Annotated in this window: 22 protein-coding genes; 8 read left to right on the forward strand and 14 right to left on the reverse strand. The window is 62.0% G+C overall.

Annotation, left to right across the window (positions count from 1 at the left end; all coding sequences use genetic code 11):
* Positions 1 to 19 precede the first annotated feature (19 nt).
* Positions 20 to 877, reverse strand: coding sequence for a copper homeostasis membrane protein CopD (gene copD / locus QRN61_RS20175; protein ID WP_285374978.1), 858 nt, complete (start codon positions 875 to 877; stop codon positions 20 to 22).
* Positions 878 to 880: 3 nt separating this feature from the next.
* Positions 881 to 1,243: a copper homeostasis periplasmic binding protein CopC gene (copC, locus tag QRN61_RS20180; protein WP_097087997.1), complete on the reverse strand. Its 363-nt coding sequence runs from the start codon at positions 1,241 to 1,243 to the stop codon at positions 881 to 883.
* A 138-nt stretch (positions 1,244 to 1,381) separates the two neighbouring features.
* Here copC and QRN61_RS20185 point away from each other — a divergent pair, with 138 nt between their 5' ends.
* Positions 1,382 to 2,002, forward strand: coding sequence for a TetR/AcrR family transcriptional regulator (locus QRN61_RS20185; protein ID WP_096795914.1), 621 nt, complete (start codon positions 1,382 to 1,384; stop codon positions 2,000 to 2,002).
* Between the two features lie 290 nt (positions 2,003 to 2,292).
* On the opposite strand, the gene preA is transcribed toward QRN61_RS20185, so the two are convergent.
* The 3 genes from preA to hydA form a co-directional block, all read right to left on the reverse strand.
* Entirely contained in the window at positions 2,293 to 3,567 is a 1,275-nt protein-coding gene (gene preA, locus QRN61_RS20190; RefSeq protein WP_285374982.1) for an NAD-dependent dihydropyrimidine dehydrogenase subunit PreA, read from the reverse strand.
* Positions 3,568 to 4,935 (reverse strand): NAD(P)-dependent oxidoreductase, encoded by a 1,368-nt coding sequence (locus QRN61_RS20195; RefSeq protein WP_285374985.1) that lies wholly within the window; start codon positions 4,933 to 4,935, stop codon positions 3,568 to 3,570.
* Positions 4,936 to 5,092: 157 nt separating this feature from the next.
* Complete coding sequence (hydA, locus tag QRN61_RS20200) at positions 5,093 to 6,532, reverse strand: dihydropyrimidinase (protein ID WP_285374987.1); 1,440 nt, start codon at positions 6,530 to 6,532, stop codon at positions 5,093 to 5,095.
* Positions 6,533 to 7,155: 623 nt separating this feature from the next.
* Between hydA and QRN61_RS20205 the strand changes: the two genes are divergently transcribed.
* Together QRN61_RS20205 and QRN61_RS20210 are read left to right on the forward strand one after the other, a co-directional pair.
* Positions 7,156 to 8,640, forward strand: coding sequence for an NCS1 family nucleobase:cation symporter-1 (locus QRN61_RS20205; protein ID WP_027613197.1), 1,485 nt, complete (start codon positions 7,156 to 7,158; stop codon positions 8,638 to 8,640).
* Positions 8,641 to 8,794: 154 nt separating this feature from the next.
* On the forward strand, positions 8,795 to 10,078 hold the full coding sequence (locus tag QRN61_RS20210) for a Zn-dependent hydrolase (protein ID WP_285374990.1): 1,284 nt from the start codon (positions 8,795 to 8,797) through the stop codon (positions 10,076 to 10,078).
* A gap of 49 nt (positions 10,079 to 10,127) precedes the next feature.
* Here the strand turns inward: QRN61_RS20210 and QRN61_RS20215 are convergent, their stop codons facing one another.
* From QRN61_RS20215 to QRN61_RS20255, 9 genes are all read right to left on the reverse strand, one after another.
* On the reverse strand, positions 10,128 to 10,337 hold the full coding sequence (locus QRN61_RS20215) for a hypothetical protein (protein WP_027613195.1): 210 nt from the start codon (positions 10,335 to 10,337) through the stop codon (positions 10,128 to 10,130).
* Between the two features lie 215 nt (positions 10,338 to 10,552).
* Positions 10,553 to 11,941 carry an amidohydrolase family protein gene (locus tag QRN61_RS20220; protein ID WP_285374993.1) on the reverse strand — a complete coding sequence of 463 codons (1,389 nt, stop codon included), beginning with the start codon at positions 11,939 to 11,941 and terminating at the stop codon, positions 10,553 to 10,555.
* Between the two features lie 13 nt (positions 11,942 to 11,954).
* Positions 11,955 to 13,310 carry a nucleobase:cation symporter-2 family protein gene (locus QRN61_RS20225; protein ID WP_285374996.1) on the reverse strand — a complete coding sequence of 452 codons (1,356 nt, stop codon included), beginning with the start codon at positions 13,308 to 13,310 and terminating at the stop codon, positions 11,955 to 11,957.
* A gap of 247 nt (positions 13,311 to 13,557) precedes the next feature.
* Positions 13,558 to 14,598, reverse strand: coding sequence for a CobW family GTP-binding protein (locus tag QRN61_RS20230; RefSeq protein ID WP_285374999.1), 1,041 nt, complete (start codon positions 14,596 to 14,598; stop codon positions 13,558 to 13,560).
* Positions 14,599 to 14,673: 75 nt separating this feature from the next.
* Positions 14,674 to 15,288, reverse strand: coding sequence for a UbiX family flavin prenyltransferase (locus QRN61_RS20235; RefSeq protein ID WP_285375025.1), 615 nt, complete (start codon positions 15,286 to 15,288; stop codon positions 14,674 to 14,676).
* Between the two features lie 11 nt (positions 15,289 to 15,299).
* The gene (locus QRN61_RS20240) at positions 15,300 to 16,685 is read right to left on the reverse strand and encodes a UbiD family decarboxylase (RefSeq protein WP_285375002.1); all 1,386 of its coding nucleotides are present in this window, start codon (positions 16,683 to 16,685) and stop codon (positions 15,300 to 15,302) included.
* Positions 16,686 to 16,920: 235 nt separating this feature from the next.
* A complete protein-coding gene (locus QRN61_RS20245) occupies positions 16,921 to 17,826 on the reverse strand; it encodes an amidohydrolase family protein (protein WP_003224037.1) in 906 nt (301 codons plus the stop codon).
* A 4-nt stretch (positions 17,827 to 17,830) separates the two neighbouring features.
* Entirely contained in the window at positions 17,831 to 18,760 is a 930-nt protein-coding gene (locus tag QRN61_RS20250) for an amidohydrolase family protein (protein WP_285375010.1), read from the reverse strand.
* A gap of 333 nt (positions 18,761 to 19,093) precedes the next feature.
* Positions 19,094 to 19,984 (reverse strand): LysR substrate-binding domain-containing protein, encoded by an 891-nt coding sequence (locus QRN61_RS20255; RefSeq protein WP_285375013.1) that lies wholly within the window; start codon positions 19,982 to 19,984, stop codon positions 19,094 to 19,096.
* Positions 19,985 to 20,102: 118 nt separating this feature from the next.
* Here QRN61_RS20255 and QRN61_RS20260 point away from each other — a divergent pair, with 118 nt between their 5' ends.
* From QRN61_RS20260 to QRN61_RS20280, 5 genes are all read left to right on the forward strand, one after another.
* A complete protein-coding gene (locus QRN61_RS20260; RefSeq protein ID WP_285375015.1) occupies positions 20,103 to 20,567 on the forward strand; it encodes a (2Fe-2S)-binding protein in 465 nt (154 codons plus the stop codon).
* Positions 20,567 to 22,780: a xanthine dehydrogenase family protein molybdopterin-binding subunit gene (locus QRN61_RS20265; protein ID WP_285375017.1), complete on the forward strand. Its 2,214-nt coding sequence runs from the start codon at positions 20,567 to 20,569 to the stop codon at positions 22,778 to 22,780. The genes QRN61_RS20260 and QRN61_RS20265 overlap by 1 nt, the downstream gene beginning before the upstream one ends.
* A 6-nt stretch (positions 22,781 to 22,786) precedes the next feature.
* Positions 22,787 to 23,680, forward strand: coding sequence for a LysR substrate-binding domain-containing protein (locus QRN61_RS20270; protein WP_285375020.1), 894 nt, complete (start codon positions 22,787 to 22,789; stop codon positions 23,678 to 23,680).
* A gap of 181 nt (positions 23,681 to 23,861) precedes the next feature.
* Positions 23,862 to 25,358: a helix-turn-helix transcriptional regulator gene (locus QRN61_RS20275; protein WP_285375022.1), complete on the forward strand. Its 1,497-nt coding sequence runs from the start codon at positions 23,862 to 23,864 to the stop codon at positions 25,356 to 25,358.
* A 135-nt stretch (positions 25,359 to 25,493) separates the two neighbouring features.
* A complete protein-coding gene (locus QRN61_RS20280; protein WP_150369613.1) occupies positions 25,494 to 25,751 on the forward strand; it encodes a DUF1652 domain-containing protein in 258 nt (85 codons plus the stop codon).
* Positions 25,752 to 25,834: the final 83 nt, after the last annotated feature.

The following is a 25,834-nucleotide window of genomic DNA, read 5'->3' on the forward strand; positions in this document are numbered from 1 at the left end:
CAGCTCCCACAGGGAGGCTTCAGGCAGCAATCATCGGCGGCAGGGTGCCGAGCAGGGAGACGGCCGCCACCGCACCCATCCCCAACAACCACTCCAGCACCACACTGCGCTTGAGCGCGCCCATCCGCTGTTCGCAATCATCAATCCGCAAGCGGTTGAACAGCGCCAGTGCAAGCATGCCCAGCACCAGCAAGGCCTTAATCAGCAGAATCAAGGCAAACCCTGCAAACAGCGGCGTCGGCCACCATTGCCCGGTCAGCACGCGCACGTTGATCAACCCGGTGATCAGAAGGCCGCCAACGATCGTATAACCGACACCGCTGAAGCGTTGCAGGATCCGCCCCATCGCTGTGCTCGGCTGACGCAGGATCAACACCAACAGCAACAAGCCGCCCAGCCATGCAGCGACGCAAGTCAGATGAACGATCTGGTTGAGGATCAGCAGTTGCCCGCTGAGGCCGTCGAGCATCGCGCCGTGACCGACCGGCGCCAGGGTCGCCAAGAGCAGCGCACTCAAGCCCAGGCGCAGCAGCACATTCGAACGCCACGGCGTGAACAGCAATGCCAGCAACAGCGCGTTGATCAGCAGATGCCAGCGCCAGACCTGGCCGAAAAACGTGTTGCCGAGAACCACCCCAATCGTGTCCGGGTCGAACGCTGCCGCCGCCAAACCGGCCATGCTCGCGGTGATCAACAGCGCCCAGGTCACGCCGCTGACCAAGGCAATCGCGGTCAGCCAACGCGCCAGTCGCGCCAGATGCCGATCCAATGTCGGCACTGGTGCCTTGAGCAGCAACGGCCGGAACAACCAGGCGCCGAACAACATCAACACCGCGCTGAAATGCACAAAACGGCACAGCACCAGCGCTTCACTCATGAATTACTGGCCAACCTTGAACTGGTAGGCGCCTTCGCTCTTGTGTGTGTCGACCGACACCGCGTGCCATTCGACTTTGTATTCACCGGCGGCGAGTGGTGCGGCGGGGGTGACGATCAGGGTTTTCTTGTCGCCTTCGGTGGTCAGCGGTTTGATCGCGACCGGGGCGCCATCGTGGGTCAGGCTGACTTTGGTGAAACTGGCTTCGACGCCTTCAGAAAAGGTCAGGCGCAGATCGGCCGGCGTGGCGACGGTGCTGTCGGCGGCCGGGGTGGCACTTTTCAGGTGGGCGTGGGCGAAAACCGAAGATGCGGCGAACAGCGAAGCGAGCAGGGCAGTGGTGGTCAGGACGTTCTTGAACAGCATCGCGGATACCTCTGAGGCAGGACAAAGAAGCGCCAGTTTAGCCATGCACCGACCTTCATACGAAGTTTTGTTTGCAGCGGTCGCCCCGAGGCCAGAGCGGATGCTAGTCTTCAACAACGTCGTTGTCAGGGAGCCCTCATGGGCAATCACAAGATCGAGATCCGTCGCAGTAACGTCGAGAAAATCCTGCTCGCGGCGGAAAAAGTCTTCGCCGAAAAAGGTTTCGGCGGCACCGCCATGGCCGACATCGCCGCCGAGGTGCAATTACCGCGCTCCAACCTGCATTACTACTTTTCCACCAAGAGCGAACTGTACAGCGCGGTGCTGTTCGACCTGCTGGAAGTGTGGAAGCAGGATGCGCTGTGCTTCGAGATGTTCGATGATCCACGGGTGGTGCTCAGCAGCTACATCCGCGCCAAGATGAACCATTCGCGCAGCCGGCCGCACGGCTCGAAAGTCTGGGCCAACGAGATCATCCACGGCGCCCCGACCTTGGGTGAAGCGCTGGATCTGAGCCTGTACGACTGGGCGAAAATGAAGGAAGCGAAGATCCGCCAGTGGGTCGAAGACAAGCGGATTCTGCCGGTGGAGCCGTCGAGCCTGCTGTACATGATCTGGGCTTCGACCCAGCATTACGCCGACTTCGACCATCAGGTGAATATTCTCAACGAGCATCAACCGCTGTCGGACATGCAGTTCGAGCGGGCGGTGCAGACGGTGACCAGTGTGATTTTGCGCGGGATCGGGTTGGAGCCCTGAAGCAAGAGCTGACCCTCACCCCAACCCTCTCCCGGAGGGAGAGGGGGCCGACCGAGGTGTCTTGCGAGTTACATCGACCTGAAAAATCCAGTCGAATATGGACTCAAAAAGCCGTCCGAGCATGTGCATGCAACGATTTTGGATTCAAAGCCGTCCGTGCCTGTGCATGTATCGATTATGGATTCAAAGTAAATCGCTCAAGTCGGTGGATTTCTGAAATATCCCCCAATCAGTCCCCTCTCCCTTTGGGAGAGGGTTAGGGTGAGGGGGCTGTTGGATCAGCCGGCGATCTAGACGGCAACGTGGTAAGGATTCCTCGGATCATGATTCCAGTCCAGAAACGGCTTGCCGGTTTCCATCGGCACCATCGCGATGCAGTCCGCCACCGGGCAGGTGATCTGGCACAGATTGCAGCCGACACACTCATCATCGATCACTTCATATTTATGCGTGCCGTCAGCCTGTTTCAGGCTGCTGATCGCCTGGTGTGAAGTGTCTTCGCAGGCAATGTGGCAGCGCCCGCAACCGATGCACGCGTCCTGGTCGATCCTGGCGATCACCTGATAGTTGATGTCGAGGTATTTCCAGTCGGTGGTATTGCCCACCGCGCGCCCGGAGAACTCGGCGATGTTGGCGTAGCCTTGACTGTCCATCCAGCGCGACAGCCCGTCCTTCATCTCCTCGACAATCCGGAAGCCATGCAGCATCGCCGCCGTGCACACCTGCACCGCGCCACTGCCCAGCGCCATGAACTCCGCCGCGTCACGCCAACTGCCGATGCCGCCAATGCCGCAGATCGGCAGGCCCTGGGTCTGTGGATCACGGGCGATTTCGGCGACCATGTTCAGCGCGATCGGTTTGACGGCCGAGCCGCAGTAACCGCCGTGGGTGCTTTTGCTGCCGACGGTGGGCAGGGCGACCATGTGTTCCAGGTCGACGCTGGTGATCGAGTTGATGGTGTTGATCAGCGACACCGCATCGGCGCCCCCGCGATGCGCAGCGCGGGCGGCGACGCGGATGTCGGTGATGTTCGGTGTCAGTTTGACGATCACCGGTAGCGAGCAATAGGTCTTGCACCAGCGCGTCACCTGCTCGACGTACTCCGGCACCTGACCGACCGCCGCGCCCATGCCGCGCTCGGGCATGCCGTGCGGGCAACCGAAATTCAGCTCGATGCCGTCGGCACCGGTGGCTTCCACCAGCGGCAGGATGTGTTTCCACGATTCCTCGACGCACGGCACCATCAGCGAGACGATCAGCGCACGGTCCGGCCAGTCCTTCTTGACCTGTGTGATCTCGCGCAGGTTGATTTCCAGCGAGCGGTCGGTGATCAGTTCGATGTTGTTGATGCCCAGCACCTCGCGGTTGTTGCCGTAGTGCGCCGAGTAGCGCGACGAGACGTTGACCGCTGCCGGGTCCTCGCCGAGGGTTTTCCAGACCACGCCACCCCAACCGGCCTCGAAGGCGCGCACGACGTTGTAGGCCTTGTCGGTCGGCGGCGCAGAGGCCAGCCAGAACGGGTTGGGGGCTTTGATACCGGCGAAGACTATCGAGAGATCGGCCATTTACGCAGCCTCCACGTTGAGCATCAGTTGCGCGTTGATCGCCTCGGCGGCGAGTTTGCCGTGCTGTACGGCTTGCACGGTGAGGTCCTGATCGAGGCTGGTGCAGTCGCCGCCGGCATACACGCCGGGAATGCTCGTGCGCAGGTTGTCATCGACCTGAATCCGTTCGCCCTGACGCTTGAGTTCACGGGCCAGCGGGTCGGCGAGGGCGCTGCTGTCGAAGGCCTGGCCGATGGCTTTGAAGATCGCGTCGGCGGCCAGCTCGAAAGTTTCGCCAGTGGTTTGCAGGCGACCGTCGACCAGTTGCGTGCGGGCGAAACGCATGCCGCGCACCTTGCCTTGCGCGTCGAGCAGCACTTCCTCCGGTTGCGCCCAAGTCAGCAGGCGCACCTGATTGGCTTTGGCGATGTCTTGTTCGTGGCCGGTGGCGCCCATGTCCGCCGCACCCCGGCGATACACCAGATTCACGTCACGCGCTCCGAGGCGGGCCATTTGCACGGCCATGTCGATCGCGGTGTTGCCGGCGCCGAGGACGATGCAGCGTTCGGCCAGTGGCAGTTGCGTCAGGTCATCGGCCTGGCGCAGTTCGCGGATGTAGTCGGTGGCGGCGAGCAGGCCGGGCGCGTCTTCGTGGGCCAGACCGAGCTGTTTGCTGGCGTTGAGGCCGAGGCCGAGGAACACCGCGTCGAACTGCTGATGCAGCTCGCTGAGGGTCAGATTCTCGCCGAGTTTCTGTCCGTGACGGATTTCGATGCCGCCGATCTGCAGGAGGAAATCCAGCTCCTTCTGCGCGTAGTCGTCGACCAGTTTGTACTTGGCGATCCCGTATTCATTGAGGCCACCAGCCTTCTCCCGTGCTTCGAAAATCACCACGTCATGCCCGTGCATCGCGCTGCGGTGGGCGCAGGACAACCCCGCTGGCCCGGCGCCGACCACGGCGATGCGCTTGCCAGTGGCGGCGGCGCGCTGGAACGGGTGCTCGGTGAAATTCGCATTGTCCACGGCGTAGCGTTGCAACAGGCCGATCAGCACTGGCGCGCATTCCTGGGCGTTGTTGCGCACGCAGGCTTGCTGGCAGAGGATTTCCGTCGGGCAGACCCGGGCGCAACTGCCGCCGAGGATGTTCGCCGAAAGAATTTTCTGCGCCGCACCGGGCACGTTGTCCTGATGGATATTGCGGATGAACGACGGAATATCGATCTCGCTTGGGCACGCGTTGACGCATGGCGCGTCGTAGCAATACAGGCAGCGCGAGGCTTCCAGATGTGCCTGCCGGGCGTTGAGCGGTGGCGCCAGATCGGTGAAATGACCGGCGAGGGCGGCCGCGCTTTCGTGCGGATGCGGGAGATGGTTCAGGGTCTCGATCACGGTTTTTTGCCTCACGGTTATTGAGGTTCTCTGCCTCTGATGGGCAGTGGTTTTTGTGTCGTTTGGGAGGGCCTCTTCGCGAGCAGGCTCGCTCCCACAGGGGAATGCATTTCAAATGTGGGAGCGAGCCTGCTCGCGAAGGCCGAAGGCCTGGATTTCAGCGTTTCACAGCCGTCGGCTTGTGCCTCTCAGCCCGCTTGCTCAGCAAATCAAACACCGCCGGATACGCCGGCCGTTCGATATACCGCCCGGCCCCGCGCTCGGCGCGCAGGTCGCCGTCGGCCCAGACCACTTTGCCCTGGCTGACGGTATGGCTCGGCACGCCGCGCACGGTCTTGCCTTCGAAGATGTTGAAGTCCACCTGCTGATGGTGGGTCTTGGCGGAGATGGTGCGGGTGCCTTGCGGGTCCCACAGCACCAGGTCGGCATCGGCGCCGACGCGGATCGCGCCTTTGCGCGGGTAGAGGTTGAAGATTTTCGCGGTGTTGGTGGAGGTGAGGGCGACGAAGTCCTGCATCGACAAACGTCCGCTGTTGACCCCTTCATCCCACAGCACCGCCATGCGGTCTTCAATGCCGGCGGTGCCGTTGGGGATCTTGCTGAAGTCGTCGCGCCCGGCGGCTTTCTGCTCCGCGCAGAAGCAGCAGTGGTCAGTGGCGGTGGTGTGCAGATTGCCGCTTTGCAGACCGTGCCACAGCGCTTCCTGATGGCCGCGCGGGCGGAACGGCGGGCTCATCACGTAACCGGCGGCGGTCTGCCAGTCCGGGTGCTGGTAGACGCTGTCGTCGAGCAGCAGATGCCCGGCCAGCACCTCGCCGTACACCGGTTGACCCTTGCTGCGGGCGTAGGTGATTTCGTCCAGCGCTTCCTTGGTGGAAACGTGCACCAGATACAACGGCGTGCCGATGGTCTCGGCAATACGGATCGCCCGGCTCGCCGCTTCGCCTTCCACCTGCGATGGCCGCGACAGTGGATGCGCTTCCGGTCCGGTGATGCCCTGGGCCATCAACTTGCGTTGCAGGTGATAGACCAGCTCGCCGTTTTCCGCGTGCACGGTCGGCACCGCGCCGAGTTCCAGGCAACGTTCGAAACTCGCCACCAGCGTGTCGTCGGCGGCCATGATCGCGTTCTTGTAGGCCATGAAATGCTTGAAGCTGTTGATCCCGTGATGGCTGACCAACTCGGCCATTTCCTCACGCACTTGCTCGCTCCACCAGGTGATCGCGACGTGGAAGCCGTAGTCCGATGCCGACTTCTCGGCCCAGCCGCGCCACTGATGAAACGCTTCCATCAACGACTGCTGCGGATTGGGAATCACGAAGTCGATGATCGACGTGGTGCCGCCGGCCAGACCTGCAGCGGTGCCGCTGTAAAAGTCTTCACTGGCCACGGTGCCCATGAAAGGCAGTTGCATGTGAGTGTGTGGGTCGATGCCGCCGGGCATCAGGTATTGGCCGCTGCCGTCGAGCACTTCGGCGCCGGCGGGAACATCCAGGTTCTGACCAATGGCTTTGATCACGCCGTCGGCGCAATAGACGTCGGCGCGATAACTTTCATCATGGGTAACAACGGTGGCGCCACGGATCAACAGAGACATTCCGAGTTCCTCGCAGGCATGACCGACTTGTGCCGGTTCTAAATGTTTTATTGATGTACAACGCTGATCGGCGTATTCCTGTCAGCGCTGTCAGGAATAGAAGCTAGTCGCAGTTTTGCAATTGATCAAGATTATTTTTTATAAGCTTATGACTGTTTTAAGTGTATGAAAAATAACGATAAAAAACATAAATCACCAAAATGGTGAGGCTGTTCACCATTTTGACGCACTTGACAGGATGGAAATATGAGCAAGATTTCCTATGTGAAATCAGCCGCTTGAAGTTGAGCTGCGGTTGAGCGCCCGTGATGAAAAAAAGTGCAGTGCACCAGATTGAGTCCTGACAGTTCGAACAACTTGGCAAACGTTTGGCCTGAGCGTGCAGACAAGTTTTCGCGGACTCTTTCGTTGAATAATTAAAACCGAGCAATATCAGAAAGTTGCAATGTGTTTGAACCACGGCCCTACCGTTAAGCGGGGCACCCGGCACGTTTATTGATGCCGCCGCTGACACCATGGCCGGTACACGAAAGTTGTCAGTTCCTCCGGCCATCGTCCGGCTCGCACCCCGTGTGCAGCCGCCTGATGAGCAAAAAAATAATCAGAAGAACAGTGGAGCGGCCATGCAACAGAACAGATCGCAAGTGACCGAGCGCGACGGCTTGTTCGAACTCGAAGCCGGCAGTGACGTCCTCGACAGTCCCCGTTACAACCACGACATGGCACCGACCAAGGTGCGCGAACGAACCTGGAACAAATGGCACATCACCGCGCTGTGGGTCGGCATGTCAGTGTGCGTGCCGACCTACACCCTCGGCGGCGTGCTCACCGCGTATTTCGGCCTGACCGTCGGCGAAGCGCTGATGGCGATTCTGCTGGCCAACGTCATCGTGCTGATCCCGTTGACCCTCAATGCTTTCCCCGGCACCAAGTACGGCATTCCATTCCCGGTGCTGCTGCGCTCGTCGTTCGGCGTGCTCGGTTCCAACGTGCCGTGCCTGATTCGTGCACTGGTGGCGTGTGGCTGGTTCGGCATTCAGACCATGTTCGGCGGGCTGGCGATTCACCTGTTTCTCGGCTCGATCTTCGACGGCTGGAAATCCCTCGGCGGAACCGGCGAGGTGATCGGCTTCATGATCTTCTGGTCGCTGAATCTGTGGGTGGTGATCCGCGGCGCCGAGTCGATCAAGTGGCTGGAAACCCTGTCCGCGCCGTTGCTGGTGGCGGTCGGCATCGGCCTGCTGATGTGGGCGATGCCCAATGTGTCAATGACCGAGCTGCTGGCGATTCCACCCAAGCGTCCTGAGGGCGCCAGTGTGGTCAGTTACTTCGCCGCCGGGCTGACGGCGATGGTCGGCTTCTGGGCCACGCTGTCGCTGAACATTCCTGACTTCAGCCGTTACGCCAAGAGCCAGAAGGACCAGATCCTCGGGCAGATTTTCGGTCTGCCGCTGACCATGTTCCTGTTCGCTTCGCTGGGTGTGGTGATGACTGCCGCGTCGGTGAAACTGGTCGGTGTCACCGTGTCGGATCCGGTCAGTCTGATCGGCCATATCCAGAGCCCGCTGTGGGTGGCGGTGGCCATGGCGCTGATCATCATTGCCACGCTGTCGACCAACACCGCAGCGAATATTGTCTCGCCGACCAACGACTTCCAGAACATCGCGCCCAAGGTGATCAACCGCACCAAAGCGGTGTTGCTCACTGGTTTCGTCGGGCTCGCGCTGATGGCCCACGAGCTGCTGAAAAAGCTCGGGCTGATCGTTTCCGATGTCAGCCTGGAAACCGTGTATTCCAACTGGCTGCTGGGCTATTCGAGCCTGCTCGGGCCGATCGCCGGGATCATGGTGGTGGACTATTTCCTGATCAAGAAACAGCAGCTGGACCTGGCCGGGTTGTACCGCGACGACGTGTATCCGGCGTGGAACTGGGCCGGGTTTACCGCGTTTGGCGTGCCGGTGGTGCTGACCTTGCTGTCGCTGGGCAGCGATGCGTTCAGCTGGTTTTACAGCTATGGCTGGTTTACCGGCTCGGCGCTGGGCGGGGTGATTTATTACGGGTTGTGCGTGATGCGGGCGCAGCCTTCGGTCGTGAAATCACCGGTGTGAGGGAGGGCCTCATCGCTGGCAAGCCAGCTCCCACAAGGATCAAGTCGTACACAAACCATGAGTTCACTCAAAACCTGTGGGAGCTGGCTTGCCAGCGATGGCGGCCTGGAAAACACCAAAGAAATACCCTAAGAAACTGCCTGAGGAGATCAACATGAACGCAGCCGTAGACGTTCTGCAATCCACCCATCAGCACATCAACCGCGACCGCCTCTGGGCCTCGCTCATGGAACTGGCCAAGCTCGGCGCGACGGTCAAGGGCGGGGTCTGTCGCCTGGCCCTGACCGACCTCGACCGTCAGGCCCGCGACCTGTTCGTGCACTGGTGCAAGGGCGCCGGATGCAGCGTCACGGTGGATGAAGTCGGCAACATCTTCGCCCGCCGTCCCGGGCGCAATCCGAACCTGCCGCCGGTGATGACCGGCAGCCACATCGACACCCAGCCCACCGGCGGCAAGTTCGACGGCTGCTTCGGCGTGCTCGCCGGCGTCGAAGTGCTGCGCACCCTCAATGACCTCGGCGTGGAAACCGAAGCGCCGCTGGAAGTGGTGGTCTGGACCAACGAAGAAGGCTCGCGCTTCGCCCCGTGCATGATGGGCTCCGGGGTGTTCGCCGAGAAATTCACCCTCGAAGAAACTCTGGCCAAGGTCGATGCTGACGGCGTCACCGTCGGCGAAGCCCTGAATGCGATCGGTTACGCCGGGTCACGCAAGGTCAGCGGTCATAAGGTCGGTGCCTATTTCGAGGCACACATCGAGCAAGGCCCGATCCTCGAAGACGAGCAGAAAACCATCGGCGTGGTGCTCGGCGCCCTCGGGCAGAAGTGGTTCGACCTGAAACTGCGCGGCGTCGAAGCCCACGCCGGGCCAACCCCGATGCACCTGCGCAAGGACGCGCTGGTCGGCGCCTCGGTCATCGTTGGTGCGGTCAACCGCGCCGCCCTCGGCCATCAACCCCACGCCTGCGGCACGGTCGGTTGCCTGCAAGCCTATCCCGGCTCGCGTAACGTCATCCCCGGCGAAGTGCGCATGACCCTCGACTTCCGCCATCTGCAACCGGAGCGGCTGGATTCGATGATCGCCGAGGTGAAGCAGGTCATCGACGCAACCTGCGAGGAACACGGCTTGACCTATGAGCTGACCCCGACTGCAGATTTTCCGCCGCTGTACTTCGAGAAGGGTTGCGTCGAAGCCGTGCGCGGCGCGGCAAAAGGTCTGGGCCTGTCGCACATGGACATCGTCAGCGGCGCCGGGCATGACGCGATCTTCCTCGCCGAACTCGGTCCTGCGGGGATGATCTTCGTACCGTGCGAAGGCGGGATCAGCCACAACGAAATCGAGAATGCCGCGCCGGATGATCTGGCGGCCGGGTGCGCGGTGTTGTTGCGGGCGATGCTGGCGGCTTCGGCGATGGTGGCGGAGGGGCAGCGCGCGGCCTGAAAACGCGGCGTGACCTGTGGGAGCAGTTCCCACAGGTTTTTTTAAGTGATCAGCCGGGACGCTCGTTCTTGTTCGCGCCCCCTTGGCGGCGATCACTTCCATTTGGATTGCCGATATCCAGCAACCGTCGTTCTACCAGCACATTCTCCAGCGCCTGACGCTCGACCGGCGCCATTTGGTGTTCGCGCTTTTTCAGCTCCAGCAGAATCGGGCTGGACCAGGTGCGATAAGTCTGTTCGATGTTGCGACGCGACGTCATCAGTCTCTCCTTGATCAAGAGCCCGGTGGATCTGGCAGGGGCTCAATCCGATGAGGGGGTAACCTTAGTCGAGAATCCTCGAGTCCGCGAATGCGCCGTTGTTCCCTGTAGGAGTGAGCCTGCTCGCGATAGCGGTGCGTCAGTAGCGCAAATGTCAGCTGACACATCGCTTTCGCGAGCAGGCTCACTCCTACAGGTTTTGCATCGCCTGCGGATCAATCGTCGATATTCATCATCGCCTGCACACCTTCCCACGCTTCGGCGCGCATCCGTTCGATATCCAGCCCCGGAATCACGCCGTTATCGACCACGATCCGGCCGCCCACCAGGCTGTATTTCACCGTGATCGGTTCACCGGCCACCACCGGTGCAACCGCGCAATCGTGGAAACCGAAGAAGCGTGGGTGATCAAGGCTGTAGATCACCAGATCCGCCGCTTGCCCGACCTCCAGCGTACCGACCGCGCCCAGTCCCAATACCTGCGCACCGCCCGCCGTGCCCCAATGGATCACGTCTTCGACGGTGGTCGCCGAGGCGCCTTGTTCGGCGCGGTGGATCAGCCATGCGGTGTTGGCTTCGCCGACCATGCTTCCGGATTCGTTGGACGCGACGCCGTCGACGCCGAGGGAAATCGGTACGCCGGCCTCATACATTTGCGGAATCGGCGCGACGCCGCTGCCCAGGCGCGCGTTGCTCACCGGGCAATGCGAGATGCCGCTGCCGGTCTGGGCGAGCATGCGGATTTCGCCGGGTTGCAGGTGCACGGCGTGGGCGAACCACACGTCGGGGCCGAGCCATTCGTGTTCGGCGACGAATTCCACCGGCAGGCAGTTGTATTTCTCGCGGCAGAAATTCACGTAGTTCTGTGTTTCCGACAGGTGCGTGTGCAGGCGCAAACCGAGGCCGCGCGCGGTGTGCGCCAGTTCGCGCAGCAGGGTCGGCGGCAGCGAAAAGGTCGGTGTGGTTGGCGCGACGACCACCCGGCGCAGGGCATCCGGGGTGTCCTGGTGATACAGCGATTTCAGTCGCTCGATATCGCCGACCATTTGTTCGAGGCTTTCCGGTTGCAGCGCGGTTTTCGAGAAACCCGGGTGCGCGCTGGCGGATTCCAGCGCGCCACCGCGACACAGCACAAAGCGCAGGCCGAACTCATCGGCCAGATCGAACAGCAGGTCCCCGGTCTCGGTGGTGCCGTGGGCATGGTAGAGATAGTGGTGATCGGCGCAGGTCGTCACCCCGGACAACAGCAATTCGACCATGCCCAGCCGAGCGGCGATCCGCGCCAGTTGCGGGGTAAAGCGGTTCAACCTTGGGTAGGGCACGCTCGCCAGCCAGCCTTGCAGATCCTGATTCAAACCTTCGGGCACGGCTTTGAGCAGGTTCTGGAACAGGTGATGGTGGGTGTTGATCCAGCCCGGATAGACCACGCAGTTGCGTGCATCGATCACGCGCTCGCCGGGTTGCGGCTCCAGGTCGGCGGCCATTTCGGCGATGCGGCCGTTGACCACGCGAATGTCCACCGCACCGGCCCGGGCACGCGGGCCGCGCAGGCCGGTCATCACCGCCAGCGGGTTTTTGATCAGGATGTTTTGAAGTCGAGTCATGGGCAGGCTCCAGTCAGAGAATGTGCGAGGCGGATTTGCCGGGCGTGGTTTCTGGCACGCTGACGCCGTTGAGCGCCGCGTTGAGCAGCACCGACACCAGGCAGGCGATGACCACGCTGCTGTGCAGGAACGGCTGTGACCACTCGGGCATTTGTTTGAACAGGGTGGGCGCGAGCACCGGTACCAGCGCGGCGGCGATGGTGAAACCGACGATCAATACGTTGTAGCGATTGCGCTCGTAATCGACCTTGGCCAGGGTCTGGATCCCCGCCGCCGCGACCACGCCGAACATCGCAATACCGGCGCCGCCCAGCGCCGCGGTCGGCATCGACGCGATGATCGCCCCAGCCTTGGGCACCAGCGCAATCGAGCACATCAGCAGGCCACTGACGGCGACCACCCAGCGGCTGCGCACGCCGGTCAGGATCACCAGACCGACGTTTTCCATGAAGGCGATAAACGGGAACGCGGCGAACATCCCGGCGATGGTGCTGGCCAGGCCATTGGCGCGCAGGCCATTGACCACTTGCTGGTCTTCCACCGGTTTGTCGACGATGTCGCCGATGGCCACGAACAGTCCCATGGACTCGACCATCTGCACGATCATCACCACCACCATGGTCGCGATGGGGATCAGGCTGAACGTCGGCAGGCCGAAGTAGAACGGGTAGGGCACGGTCAGCCACGGCGCCTCTTCGACGCTGTGAAAATTGCCCATGCCCAGACCGTAGGCCAGACCGGCGCCGACCAGCATGCCCACCAGCACCGCCATGTTGCGCAGCAGCGGACTGCCATAGCGATTGACCAGCAGGATGGTCAGCAGCACCACCACCGCCACCGCGAGAAATGCCGGGGCGCCGAAGTTGCTCGCGTTGCGTCCGCCACCGACCCATTCATAGGCGATCGGGAACAGCTGCAAACCGATCACCGTGACGATGCAACCGGTGACCACCGGCGGGAAAAACCGCCGTAATCGGCCCACGAACGGCGCCATCAGCATGGTGAAAATCCCCGCGCCGATCACCGCGCCGCAGACACCGGCGAAGCCCACTTCGGGGTTGCTGCCGATGGCAATCACCGGACCGACGCTGCTGAACGCCACGCCTTGCAGGATCGGCAGGCGTACACCGAATTTCCAGAAGCCGACGGTTTGCAAAAGGGTGGCGATGCCGGAGCAGAACAGCGTGGTGCTGATCAGCACCACGGTATCGGCGTGGGACATCTTCAGGGCACTGGCGACGATCAACGGCACGGCGATGGCGCCGATGTACGAGACGGCCATGTGTTGCAGGCCGAGGGTGAGCATCTGTCGCACCGGCAAAACGCGGTCGACGGGGTGCACGGTGGAGGAAGGAGTGGCTGACGACATGGAATCACCTCTGGCTGTTTTTATGCGGTAGAGAGGGGTATTCGTCTGATGCCGCGTAGCTCAGGAACACAGTGCAACCTTGTGGGAGCTGGCTTGCCAGCGATGGCGATTTAGCAGTCACCATCTTTATCAACCGACAGTCCGCTATCGCTGGCAAGCCAGCTCCCACAGGTTTTGTGTTGTGCAAAAAATCTGGCATCAGTCATTCGTGCTGCGAAGCCGCCATCCACCGGCTCCGATGCCTTGTTCAGCCTGCCAGGCAGGCGGCAAAGCCCTGGTTCAACGCCGCGCGGTCCAGGTTGCGGCCGATGAACACGATCTTGCTCGAACGGGGCTCCGTGCCCCATGCGGTCGAGGCGCGAAACTCCACCAGGCTGTGCACGCCTTGCAGCACGTAGCGCTGGTCTTCGTTGGCCACGGCGAGCACGCCCTTCATGCGGTAAAGGTTGTCGGCCTGGGACGAGCGCAGCTCGCTGATCCAGCGGTGGAACGCCATCAGGTTGACGGCGCCGTCGACGGCGATGCCCACCGATGACACGCTCGGATCGTGTTCGTGGTCTTCTGATTCATGGTGGTGGTCATGGTCGTGATGCTCAGTTTCCGCGCCGATTTCCATAAGCTTCTGCGTGCACTCGAACGCACCGATGCCGAGGATTTTCGTCAGGTCGATCTGCGCGTGGGTGGAGGTCAACAGATCTGCGGTGGCGTTCAAATCACGGATCTTGCCGCGCAGAATGTCCACCTCGTCGCCGCTGACCAGATCGACCTTGTTGATGACAATGCGATCGGCGCAGACGATCTGATCCACCGCCTGATTGTCGACGCCATCCAGTTGCAGATCCTCCAGGTGCTGGGCGATGTGCTTGGCGTCGACCATGGTCACGATCGCGTCGAGTTCGACTTCTTCGGCAATCGGGTCATTGATGAAAAAGCTCTGCGCCACCGGGTACGGATCGGCGAGGCCGCTGGTCTCGATGAGGATGTGATCGAGGCGCACCGGGCGCGCCACCAGCTCGCGGACGATGCGTACCAGATCCTCACGAACCTCGGCGGTGCAGCACACGCAGCCGTTGACCATCTCGTAGATTTCTTCGGTTTCGGAGCTGAGCACCAGATCGCCATCGATGCCGACCTCGCCGAACTCGTTTTCGATCACGGCAATCTTGCGCCCGTGGTTTTCCTTGAGGATGTAGTTGAGCAGGGTGGTTTTGCCGGCACCGAGGAAGCCGGTGAGGATGGTCACGGGGATTTTGGTGTTGGGGGTTGGGGCGTTGAAGGGGGTGTTCATCTGGAGCTCCTTACCTGTGTTTTTTGTCGGAGTGCGATCAACTGTGGGAGCTGGCTTGCCAGCGATGGCGGTGTGTCATTCACCAGTGATGCCGACTGACCTATTGCTTTCGCTGGCAAGCCAGCTCCCACAGGGGCCGGGGTGTTCTTTCCAGCGGGTGGCAACGCCGGCATCGAGGCCGAACAGGTCGAGCACCCGGCCGAGGCTGTGATCGACCATCTGCGCCAGGCTTTCGGGCCGGGCGTAGAACGCCGGCACCGGCGGGGCGATGATCCCGCCCATCTCGGTGACGGCAGTCATGTTGCGCAGGTGGGCGAGGGTCAGCGGCGTTTCGCGGGCCATCAGCACCAGCGTGCGGCGTTCCTTGAGGGTGACGTCGGCGGCGCGGCCGATCAGCCCGGAAGACGTGCCGGTGGCGATTTCCGCCAGCGTGCGCATCGAACACGGCGCGACCACCATGCCCAGGCAGCGAAACGAGCCACTGGCAATCCCGGCGGCGACGTCATCGGCACGGTGGTAGTGGCTGGCGAGCGCTATGACGTCGGCCAGTTTGTAATCGGTCTCGTGGGCCATGGTCAGCAGCGCCGCACGACTGATGATCAGGTGGCTTTCGATGTTCAGCTCGGCGAGCAATTGCAGCAGGCGCACGCCGTAGATGAAGCCGGACGCGCCGCTGATGCCCACCACCATCCGCTGGCTGTTCACGATGCCAGCCCTTTGAGCAGTTGCCGGGCACGTTCGAGCACGTCCTGATCGAGCTGCGCCTTGATCCCGTCGAAGCCCGAGCCACGGGTGGCGTCCAGGCCCATGCGCGAAGTGGTGCCGTTGACCGAGGACGACGGATCCAGCGGGCTGCCGGGCAAGCCATCGATCACGAAAATATCCAGATGCGGCTGGAAATGCGTGGCCAGCGCCCACAACACCTGGCTGTCGTCAGTGATGTCGATATCGCTGTCCACCGCGATCACGTTTTTCAGATACGGATCCCAGCCGAGCAGGGCCAGCATGATCTGCCGCGCCTCGCCGTCGCGGCTTTGATCCAGCGCCACGTAGCAATGAAAGTGCGTGCCGGAATTCGGGTAGTGCACGGCGGTGACGGCGGGGAAACGCGCCTTGAGCTTCTCGCTCATCTCCGCTTCGCGCGGCAGCCGGGCGAGGGTCAGGTGCTCGGCGTAGCGGCCGCCCATCACGTCCACCAGCCAGGCGTCCTTGCGCCGCAGCAGGGTGTCGACGCGCAGCACGTTGTTGGTCGAGCGATCCGAGGAGTAACCGCTGAACTCGCCGAACGGGCCTTCCTCGGCGTAGGCCGTCGGGTCGATGGCGCCTTCGAGGACGAACTCGGCGTATGCCGGGACGCCAATGCCGTAGCGCGGGGTCTTGACCAGTTCCAGCGGTGCGCCGAACAGGCCGCCGGCGACGGCACGTTCATCGCTGCCGTAGGGTAAACGCGCTGCCGCCGCGAGCATGAACAACGGATGCGCGCCGACCACCATCGCCACGCGCAATTCTTCACCGCGCTCACGGGCGGTCTGCAACATCCGCCACAGGTGTCCACGCGAGTGCAGGCTGGTCGCCAGGGACTGGCGGGCGTGGCGCATCGAACGGTGATAACTCATGTTGGCAATGCCGGTCAGCGGGTCCTCGGCGATGATGATCGCGTTGGTGATGTACGGCCCGCGATCGCTGTCGAAGTGCTTGAGCATCGGCAGCAGCGCCAGATCCACGGCTTCGCCTTCGAACACTTCATCGAGCACCGGGCCGCTTTCCACGTAGCGCGGGGCGATGGGCTGGTTGGCGCGGCGCTGGAAGGTTTCGTGCAGTTGCGCCGGGGTGACACCGAACAACCGGGCAATGCGGGTGCGGGAGGCGAACAGATTGGTCGCCACCGGCACCTTGAGGCCGCCGACGTTTTCGCAGATCAGCAACGGATCGCGACCCTGTGCGGCGAGGGCATCGACCAGGGCGGTGATGTCCTGATCGGCAGAAACAGATTGGGTGATGGTCAGCACATCGTCCGGGTATTCACGGCGATAGGCGTCGATGAACACGTGAAAATCCTGAGAATCGCCGAGCGTCGAACGGGTCATGGTTTCACCTCGTAAAAAGCAGGCACGCAGGGGTGAGAGGGCGTTCGATCGAGCAGCCGTTGGCCTGCCGGTCGAGGGAACGCCGGGTCATCTTCGTGCCTGTAAAGTCGCTGTGTAACTGTCGTAACACGGCCCCAATGTGGGAGCGGGCTTGCTCGTGTATGCGGTGGATCAGCCACCTTCATTGTTGAATGACGCACCGCTTTCGCGAGCAAGCCCGCTCCCATGTGTGTGGCTACAAGTACGTGGTGGTCAGGCGAATATCCGCCTCAACCAGATCCTTCGGCGGTGGCGTCGGCTCGATCCCGCACAACCGGGCGATGTTGTTGCCCAGGTAGTCCTCCAGATGATCCTCATCGATGCCCAAGCCCTGCGGTGCCGGTGAGCACAACACCTCCAGCTCGCGCAGCCACATGCCCGGTTCGTTCGGCGGCGAGTCGGTGCCGAACACGATCTTGTTGCGCGGCAGTTCCTTGGCGAACTCGACGATCCGCGACTGGAAGCACCAGCCGGATTCGCAGTACACGTTCGGCGTGTCCATCGCCATCCAGAACGCCTCGAACGAGTAGTTGCCGCCGGTCTGGATGCCGAAGTGGCCGATGATGAAATTGACCATCGGGAACTCACGGATGATCGGGTAGAACATTGTCGGAATGGTGTACGGGCCGTCGCCGGTATGGATCAGCACCACGATGTTGTACTTGGCGCAGACTTTCATCGCCGGACGCAGCCAGTCCAGTGCCCGATCCGGGCGATAGCCGTGCATGTTGGCGTGCAGCTTGAGCATCTTGAAGCCGTATTCCTTGATGTGGAATTCCAGCTCCGCCGCACCGTTTTCCGGTCCCCAGCGCGGGTTGAAGTTGAAGTTGCCGATGAAGCGATCCGGGTACTTCACACAGAGTTCGGCGACGTACGACATGTAGTCACGCACGCCCTCGCGGCCACGGCGGTTACCGTCGCGATAACCGGTGTTGCCCGGTGGCGGCTGGATGAAACCCATGTCGATGCGGCGCGGTTTGCCGTTGATCATGTACGGGCCGTCCATCAGTTTGAGCATGCGCTCGCCGGTGAACGGTTCGCCGGTGTGGCGCCAGGCTTCGTCGACCAGATTGGTGGGGTGCAGATGGGTGTCGATGATCATCGGTTCAGCTCCTGGCCAGTTGCGTGGTGACGGGGCGCTTGAGTTGCGCCTCTGCTTCGGAAACGGAACGCGGCGGCGGGGTCGGTTCGAGGCCGATCATCCGCGCGGTGTTGTTGCCCAGGTAGTCCTCGAGGGTGTCTTCGTCGAGGTTCAGGCCTTGCGGCGGCTCGTGGCACAACACTTCGAGCAGGCGCAGCCACATGCCCGGTTCGTTCGGCGGGGTGTCGGTGCCGAACAGGATCTTGTGCGTTGGCAAGACCTTGGCGAACTCGACGATCCGCGATTGCAGGCACCAGCCCGATTCGCAGTAGACATTGGGCAGCTCCATCGCCCATTGCATCGGTTCGAACACGTAGACCCCGCCGGTCTGCACGCCGAAGTGGGCCATGATGAAATTCACGTTGGGGAATTCCTTGATCATCGGCACCCACTCCGAGGGGATGCTGTACGGCCCGTCGCCAGTGTGCAGCTTGACCGGGATGCCCAGTTCGGCGCATTTCTCGAAGCACGGGCGCACCCAGTCCAGTGCACGATCAGGCCGGTAGGCGTGCATATTGGCCTGCATCTGCACCATCTTGAAACCGTGCTCCTTGACGTAGCGCTCGATCGCCTCGACGCCGTTTTCCACACCGCAGCGCGGGTTGTAGACGAAGCAGCCGATGAAACGATCCGGGTAGGTCTGCACCATTTTCAGGGTGTAGGCCATGTAGGCGTCGATGGATTCGCGGCCCGAGAGTTCGCCGTCGGTCCAGGTGTAAATGGTGTTGCCCTGCGGCGGCTGGATGAAGGCTTTGTCGATCCGGCGAGGTTTGCCGTTGACCATGTACGGGCCATCCATCATCTCCAGCAAACGCTCGCCGGTGAACGGGTCACCGTCATGCCTCCAGGCGAGGTCCACGAGATCCGTGGGATAGCAGCTGATATCGATGATCATTGAAGTCGATCTCCTGATAGCGGGGAAGGGAGCCTTGCGGCTCTCGGCATCCACGCCCCGGGCTATCGGCCATTTCTATGCGCAGCACTCGCGCATTCCCTCGCCTGTTCGCATCCGGCCCGGGTGGGTGGTTGCTGAGGGCGAGTATTGGAAAGGGCGGAGGGGTTCGTACAATATTAATTGGGCGCGGTGGTGATACTTGGGCGATATGGTTTTGGTTTTTGTGGTTGTTGTGCCGACCCCTTCGCGAGCAGGCTCGCTCCCACAGGGGGGAATGCATTCCAGCTGGAGAAATGCGGTCAAACTGTGGGAGCGAGCCTGCTCGCGAAGGCGTCAGTGTTGCGTACGCAAAGCCAACTGCCGGATCACCTCAACCACCGGCGCCACCCGCTCGGCCTGCCCATGCGGCCAAACCGCATACAGGTTGTAATGCGCAGCAATCTGCGCCTCGTTCAACGCCACCAGCCGCCCATTGCGCAACGCATCGGCGGCGAGTAAGCCGCGTACCAGCCCGGCACCAACCCCGGCTTCGGCAGCCGCAATCAGGTTCGCCGCATTATCGAAAATCACCCGCGCCGCTGGCTCTACCGGGGGCATTCCGGCCGCATCCAGCCACGGTATCCACGAGCGCCGCGTATAGCCCAACAGCGGCAATTCAAGAATCTGCGCCGGGCTCAGCGGCCACTGCAAACCATAGCGCTCAAGCAGCGCCGGCGAAGCCACCGCCAGCACCCGGTCGCCGCAGATCTGCGTCATCTCGCAGTCATCCCAATCGCCATAGCCGTAACGCAACGCCAGATCGACCCGCTCAAACGTGCTGCGATCACTGCGCGGCATCGACAGCAGCGTCACCTCGTAATCCGGAAGTCCGTCGAGCAACTCTGGCAGGCGCGGATTGAGCCAGCTCTGCGCCAGTTCACTGTCGACGTCCAGGGTCAGGCGCTGCGCCACGCTGCGGTTTTTCACCGAGGACAGGGCCCGGTCGATCTGCGCCAGCCCGTCCGCCAGCACGCTGGCAAACAACTGCCCGGCATCGGTGAGGTTGCTGCCGCCGCCCTCACGTACGAACAACGGCTGACCGATGAAATCTTCCAGTGCGCGAATCTGCTGGCTGATCGCGCTGTGCGTCAAGTCGAGCTTGCGCGCGGCACTGGAAAAACTGCCGCTGCGCGCCGCGTGGATGAACGCGCTCATGGACTGCACCGACGGGTATCGCTTGTACATGTTGTTAGTCCTGCTTACACCGGTTGGCAGAAATCGTCGCTGGCCGCGTGTTGCGTGGGCTTCCAATAATCGGTCACCAGGCCCGCACAAAGACGGGCCGCTCTTTTGGAGCCTGACAATGATCGCATTCACGGTTAACGGCGAACGACGCGAGCTGGATGAGGCGTCCCCCTCCATGCCCTTGTTATGGGTACTGCGTGATCAACTGAAACTCACCGGCACCAAATTCGGCTGCGGCATGGGCCTGTGCGGTGCCTGCACCGTGCATCTGGACGGTGTCGCGGTGCGTTCCTGCCAGTTGCCGCTGGCCGCCGTCGCGGGCCACAGCATCACCACCATCGAAGGTCTGTCGCCGAACGAAAGCCATCCGCTGCAACTGGCCTGGGTCGCCGAAGATGTGCCGCAATGCGGCTACTGTCAATCCGGGCAGATCATGTCCGCCGCGGCGCTGCTCAACACCGGCGCGGCGGTGACTGACGATTCGATCCGCAATGCGATGTCGGGGAATATCTGCCGTTGCGGCACTTACGCGCGGATCAACAAAGCGATCAAGCGCGCGGCGAACGCGCCGAAGGAGGCGTGATGAGCCTGCGCGACGACACCTTGCTCGAACCGTCACGCCGGGTCTTTCTCAAGCAAGCGGCGACGGTGGCTTCGGGCCTGGCGATTGCCTTGTATCTGCCCTCCGGCAGCGCCGCCAGCGACCCGAAATCTCCGGCGCCGGCCACGGAATTCGAGCCCAACGCCTGGGTGCGGATCTTCCCCGACGGCACAGTGAAACTGGTGGTGCACAAACACGATTCCGGCACCGGCACGCAAACGGCGTTGGCCGCGTGTGTGGCCGAAGAGCTGGATGTGAACCCGATGACCGTGCAGGTGATCACCCCGGAAGATCCGTTCTTCGAGACCTACATTCACCCGGTCTGGAAAGTCTTCTCCACCGGCGGCAGCACCAGTGTGTCGCTGGAATACGAGCGCCTGCGTATGGCCGGGGCCACGGCGCGGGCGCTGCTGATCGCGGCGGCAGCGCAGCAATGGAAAGTCAGCCCCGACAGCTGCAGCACCGAAGAAGGTCGGGTGGTTCATCTGCCCAGCAAACGCAGCCTCGGCTACGGCGAACTGGTCGGGGTGGCGGCGCATTTGCCGGCGCCGGCCAGTGTCACGCTGAAGGATCCGACGCAGTTCAAATACATCGGCAAACTGCGGCACAAGCGCGATGCCGCGGCCAAGGTCTGCGGGCGCTTCAAGTACAGCATCGACGTGCAGTTGCCGGGGATGCTGGTGGCAGTGATTCAGCGCGCGCCGGTGGTCGGGGCGAAAGTCGTCAGCGTGAATTCGGCGGCGGCATTGCAGGTGCCGGGCGTGCGCCAGGTGCTTGCAGTCCCCGGGCGCCCGGACGTGCTCGGCGGCAATCTGGAAGGCGTCGCGGTGCTGGCCAAGACGTTCTGGGCGGCGCAGCAGGGGCGCAAAGTGCTGGAGATCAAATGGAGCGATTCGCCGCTGGCCGGGTTCGACAGCGCGGAACTGGGCATGGCGCAAGCGGCCGCTATTTCCGACCCGAACAGCCAAACCATCAAAGCCATGACGCATGGCGATGTCGGCGCGCAATGGCCGCACGCGGCGCAACTGATCGAAGCCGATTACCGCATGCCGTACAAGGTGCAGAACCCGCTCGAGCCAATCTGCATCACCGCGCACGTGCAGGACAAGGCGATCACTTATTGGGGCGGCGTGCAGGTGCCGTCTTCGGCGCTGGAAGCGGCGCAAAGCGTATGCGGCATCGCCAAGGAGAAGGTCACCATCAATGAGCTGGTGTCCGGCGGCAGCTTCGGCGCGCGGGAAGCCAAATACTGGTTGTTCGAAGTGGCTTATCTGGCGCAACAGACGGGTGTGCCGGTGAAGTTGCTCAACAGCCGCGAAGACGAAATGCACGCACTGTTCAATCACCCGGCGACGCTGCACCGGGTCAGAGGCGCGCTGGATGCCCAAGGCAAACTCAACGCACTGCAACTGCACGCGGTGTCACCGGCCTCGCCGGAGCAGTGGGAGCCGGGCTATTTCGAACGCCCGGATCACATGGATTACAGCACTACCGAAGCGATCACCGCGTGGGACTTCGCCTACCATCCGCCGCACCTGCAGTTGAACTGGGTCAAGCACGAAAGCCATGTGCCCAGCGGCTGGTATCGCTCGGTGAGCTTTATTCCCAATGTGTTTGCCGTCGAGAGTTTCATGGACGAACTGGCCCATGCGGCAGGCGCGGATCCGCTGGCGTTCCGTCTGGCCAACATGCAGGAGCGGCCACGGCATGTGGCGGTGCTGAAACAGGCTGCCGAGCGTGCCGGCTGGGGTCAGCCGCTGCCGCCGGGCACTGCGCTGGGGATTGCGACCCATCAGGGTTACAGCAGTTTTATCGCAGTGGTGGCGCGGGTCGCGACGGTCGATGGCAAGCCGAAAGTGGAGAAGCTGACCTGCGTGGTCGATTGCGGTCTGGCGGTTTCGCCCGGCGGGGTCGAGGAGCAGATCTACGGCGGCTTGATGTGGGGTCTTGGTCACGCGTTGTTTGATCGGCTCGACATTCAACAGGGCAGGGTGGTGCAGAGCAATTTCCACGACTACCGCGTGACCCGGATGTCGGACATGCCGGCCACCGACTTCGTGGTGCTGGATGGCGCGCCGGGCAAGCCCGGTGGCGTAGGCGAGTTGGGCAGTCCGTCGGTGGCGCCGGCGATAGCCAACGCCTTGTTTGCGCTGACCGGCGTGCGCCAGCGTTCAACGCCGCTGAGTCTGGGGTAAGCCGCCATGGACCTGCGTCTGCTGCGGTATTTCATGGCTCTGGCCGATGAGCTGCATTTCGGCCGCGCCGCCGAGCGCCTGCACATTTGCCAGCCGCCGCTGAGCCAGCAGATTCGCCTGTTGGAGGAGGAGTTGGGCACGCCGCTGTTCGAGCGCAGTCACCATCGGGTCGAGCTGACAGCGGCGGGGCAGATGCTCAAGGAGCAGGCGCCGCTGGTGTTCGAACAACTGGAACGGGCGCTGGACCTGACCCGGCAGACCGGGCGCGGGCTGCTCGGCGAGCTGGAAATCGGCATGATCAGCTCGGTGATGGTCGGCGTGCTGCCCAAGGCCCTGCACCTGTTTCGCGAGCGCTATCCGCAGGTGAACTGGCGACTGCATGAAATGACCCCGGCGGCGCAGGTCAAGGCGCTGAAGGAAAAGCGTATCGACGCCTGCGTGTTTCGCGTCGGTTATGACGATCCGTTACTGCGCAATGAATTGCTGATCTACGAGCCGATTCATGTGGTGATGCCGGCCGATCATCCGCTGGCCAGGCGCGAGCTTCTGGCCCCGGCGGATCTGGCACAGGAACCGTTTGTCGCGCTGGAACTGAAGCAGTCGCGGTTCGCCAACTTCCTTTATCAGTGCTGCGTTCAGGCCGGGTTCACCCCGCAGATTCGCCAGCAGGTGATCGAGGTGCAGACCTTGCTCAGTCTGGTGCGCGCCGGTTTCGGGGTGGCGCTGCTGCCTGCTTCTATCGAGCAATTGGCCCCGGCTGGGTTGGTGTTTCGCAAGCTGACACCGGCGCTGCCGGAGGTGCCGTTGTACGCGACTTATCGCGCTGATGATGCTTCGCCGGTGCTCAAGCTGTTTCTCGATACGTTGCGGGAGTTGGTGGAATCTTCAGATCACCATTGATCCCCTGTAGGAGTGAGCCTGCTCGCGATAGCAGTGTGTCAGTCAGCGTTGATGTGGCTGACAGACCGCTATCGCGAGCAGGCTCACTCCTACAGGGATTTGTGGTGTTGTTGAAGTGCTCGGCACGATCACGAACGCCTGCGGTCGTAATCTTCACACGCGAATTCCCTGTGGAGATCCAATGAGCCAGGAAGTCCTGACCACTGAAACCAACCGTCGCCAGCTGCAGCAGATCATTGCCGGGCTGTCCGACGGGGTGATTCTGCTGGAGCTCGATCAGAGTATTCTCTGGGCCAACGAGGCGGCGCTGGCGATGCACGGTGTCAGCCGGATCGGTGAGCTGGGCACTAATGCCGACGAGTATGCCAAGCGCTTCAGCCTGCGCTATCGCAACAATCATACGGTGCCCCCGGAGCACTACCCGATCAGCCGCGCTGCACGCTGCGAAGCGTTCAACGACGTGCTGATCGAAGTGTCTGCCGTAAACGATCCCGAGCACGTTTGGGTGCACAGCGTGCGCAGCATGATCCTGACTGATCGCGAAGGGCAGCCGGAGTCACTGGTGCTGATCATGAGCGACGTCACCGATTGGGCGAACGCCGAGCAGCGTTTCGAAAAGACCTTCAATGCCAACCCGGCGCCGGCGGTGATCTGCCGCCTCAGCGATTTGCGCTATATCAAGGTCAATCCGGGGTTTCTGGAGATGACCGGCTATACCCGTGATCAGGTGATCGGCACCTCGGCCTATGAAATCGACATCTTCGAGCAGGCTGCGCAAAAAGATCTGGCGATCCAGCGCCTGCGCGATGTGGCGACCATTCCGCAAATGCAGGCTCAACTACGCCTGCCCGATGGCGGCAGCAAGCAAGTGATCGTTGCCGGGCAGCCGTTGGTGCTCAATGATGAGGATTGCATGCTGTTTTCCTTCGTCGATATGGAGCTGCGCCACAAGGCCGAAGTCGCGCTGCGTCAGAGTGAAGAGCGCTTTGCCAAGGCGTTCCGCCTGACTCCGGTGCCGATTCTGATCTGTACCGCCGACGAACAGCAGGTGATCGATGTCAATCAGGCGTTCCTCGACACCCTGGCGTACGAGAGTGACGACGTCGTCGGCAAAACCGTGACGCAGCTGAATTTCATTGACGACGATGGTGCGCGGACCCGACTGCTGACCGCCTTGGCGAAAAGCGGACGAGTGGATCGGGTCGATGTGCGGGTGCGCAAGAAGGACGCGGATCTGCTGGAGTGCGCGGTGTCTGCCGACACCGTGAATATTCAGGACACACCGTGCTATCTGCTGGTGCTGATGGACATCACCGAACGCAAGCGCACCGAGCTGGAGCTGGTGGCGGCGATTGAAGAGGTGATGAAAGACGCTTCGTGGTTCAGCCGGACGCTGATCGAAAAACTGGCCAATGTGAAGAAGGTCAACTCGCCGCAACTGCCGAGCGTGTCGTTCACTGACCTGACGGCGCGTGAGCGCGACGTGCTGGGGCTGATCTGCGAAGGCCTGGCTGACAAGGAGATCGCCGCCCGCCTGAAGCTCGCACCGAATACGGTGCGCAATCATGTGGCGACCGTGTATTCCAAGCTTGATGTACACAGCCGCAGCGAGGCGATTGTCTGGGCGCGGGAACGTGGTCTGTTTTCTGGCGAGCGCGGCGCGAAGGGTCAGCGGTAGGTGCAAATGCACTAGCTGATGCGGTGCAAATGCAGGTTCTGGTGAGATAGGGCAGTTCTTAGTCTGTTGGGGTGCGATACGAGCCTGTTTGGCTTGGGATCGTCTCCCTTCGAAACAGCTAAAGGAACAGGCTCCATGATGAATCTTGCGCAGTTGCGCGCCAGCCTCGAACAGAGTTTTTCGCCATTGGCGTGCGAGTGTTCAGTGGATGGGGATCATTCGCTGACGGTGAAGTTGTATCACCCGGATTCGGGGCAGGTGGATCTGGTGATCAGCGGGTTGAAGCTTGATGCGTTGCGTACGCCGGAGGCTGTGGCGGCGTTGGTTGATGAGTTGCGGTATGAGTTGGAGAGCAATTCTTTGCGGGCTGCTCGGGATCCGGATATGGCCTAGGGTTTTGGTGTTGGTTTGTTTTGGGTGAATATCCGTTGCTGCGGTTATGGCTGCTTAGGGTTCCGCCCTTACGGCGGGTCACT

The sequence above is a fragment of the Pseudomonas sp. lyk4-TYG-107 genome (assembly GCF_030209055.1).
Taxonomy (GTDB): domain Bacteria; phylum Pseudomonadota; class Gammaproteobacteria; order Pseudomonadales; family Pseudomonadaceae; genus Aquipseudomonas; species Aquipseudomonas putida_A.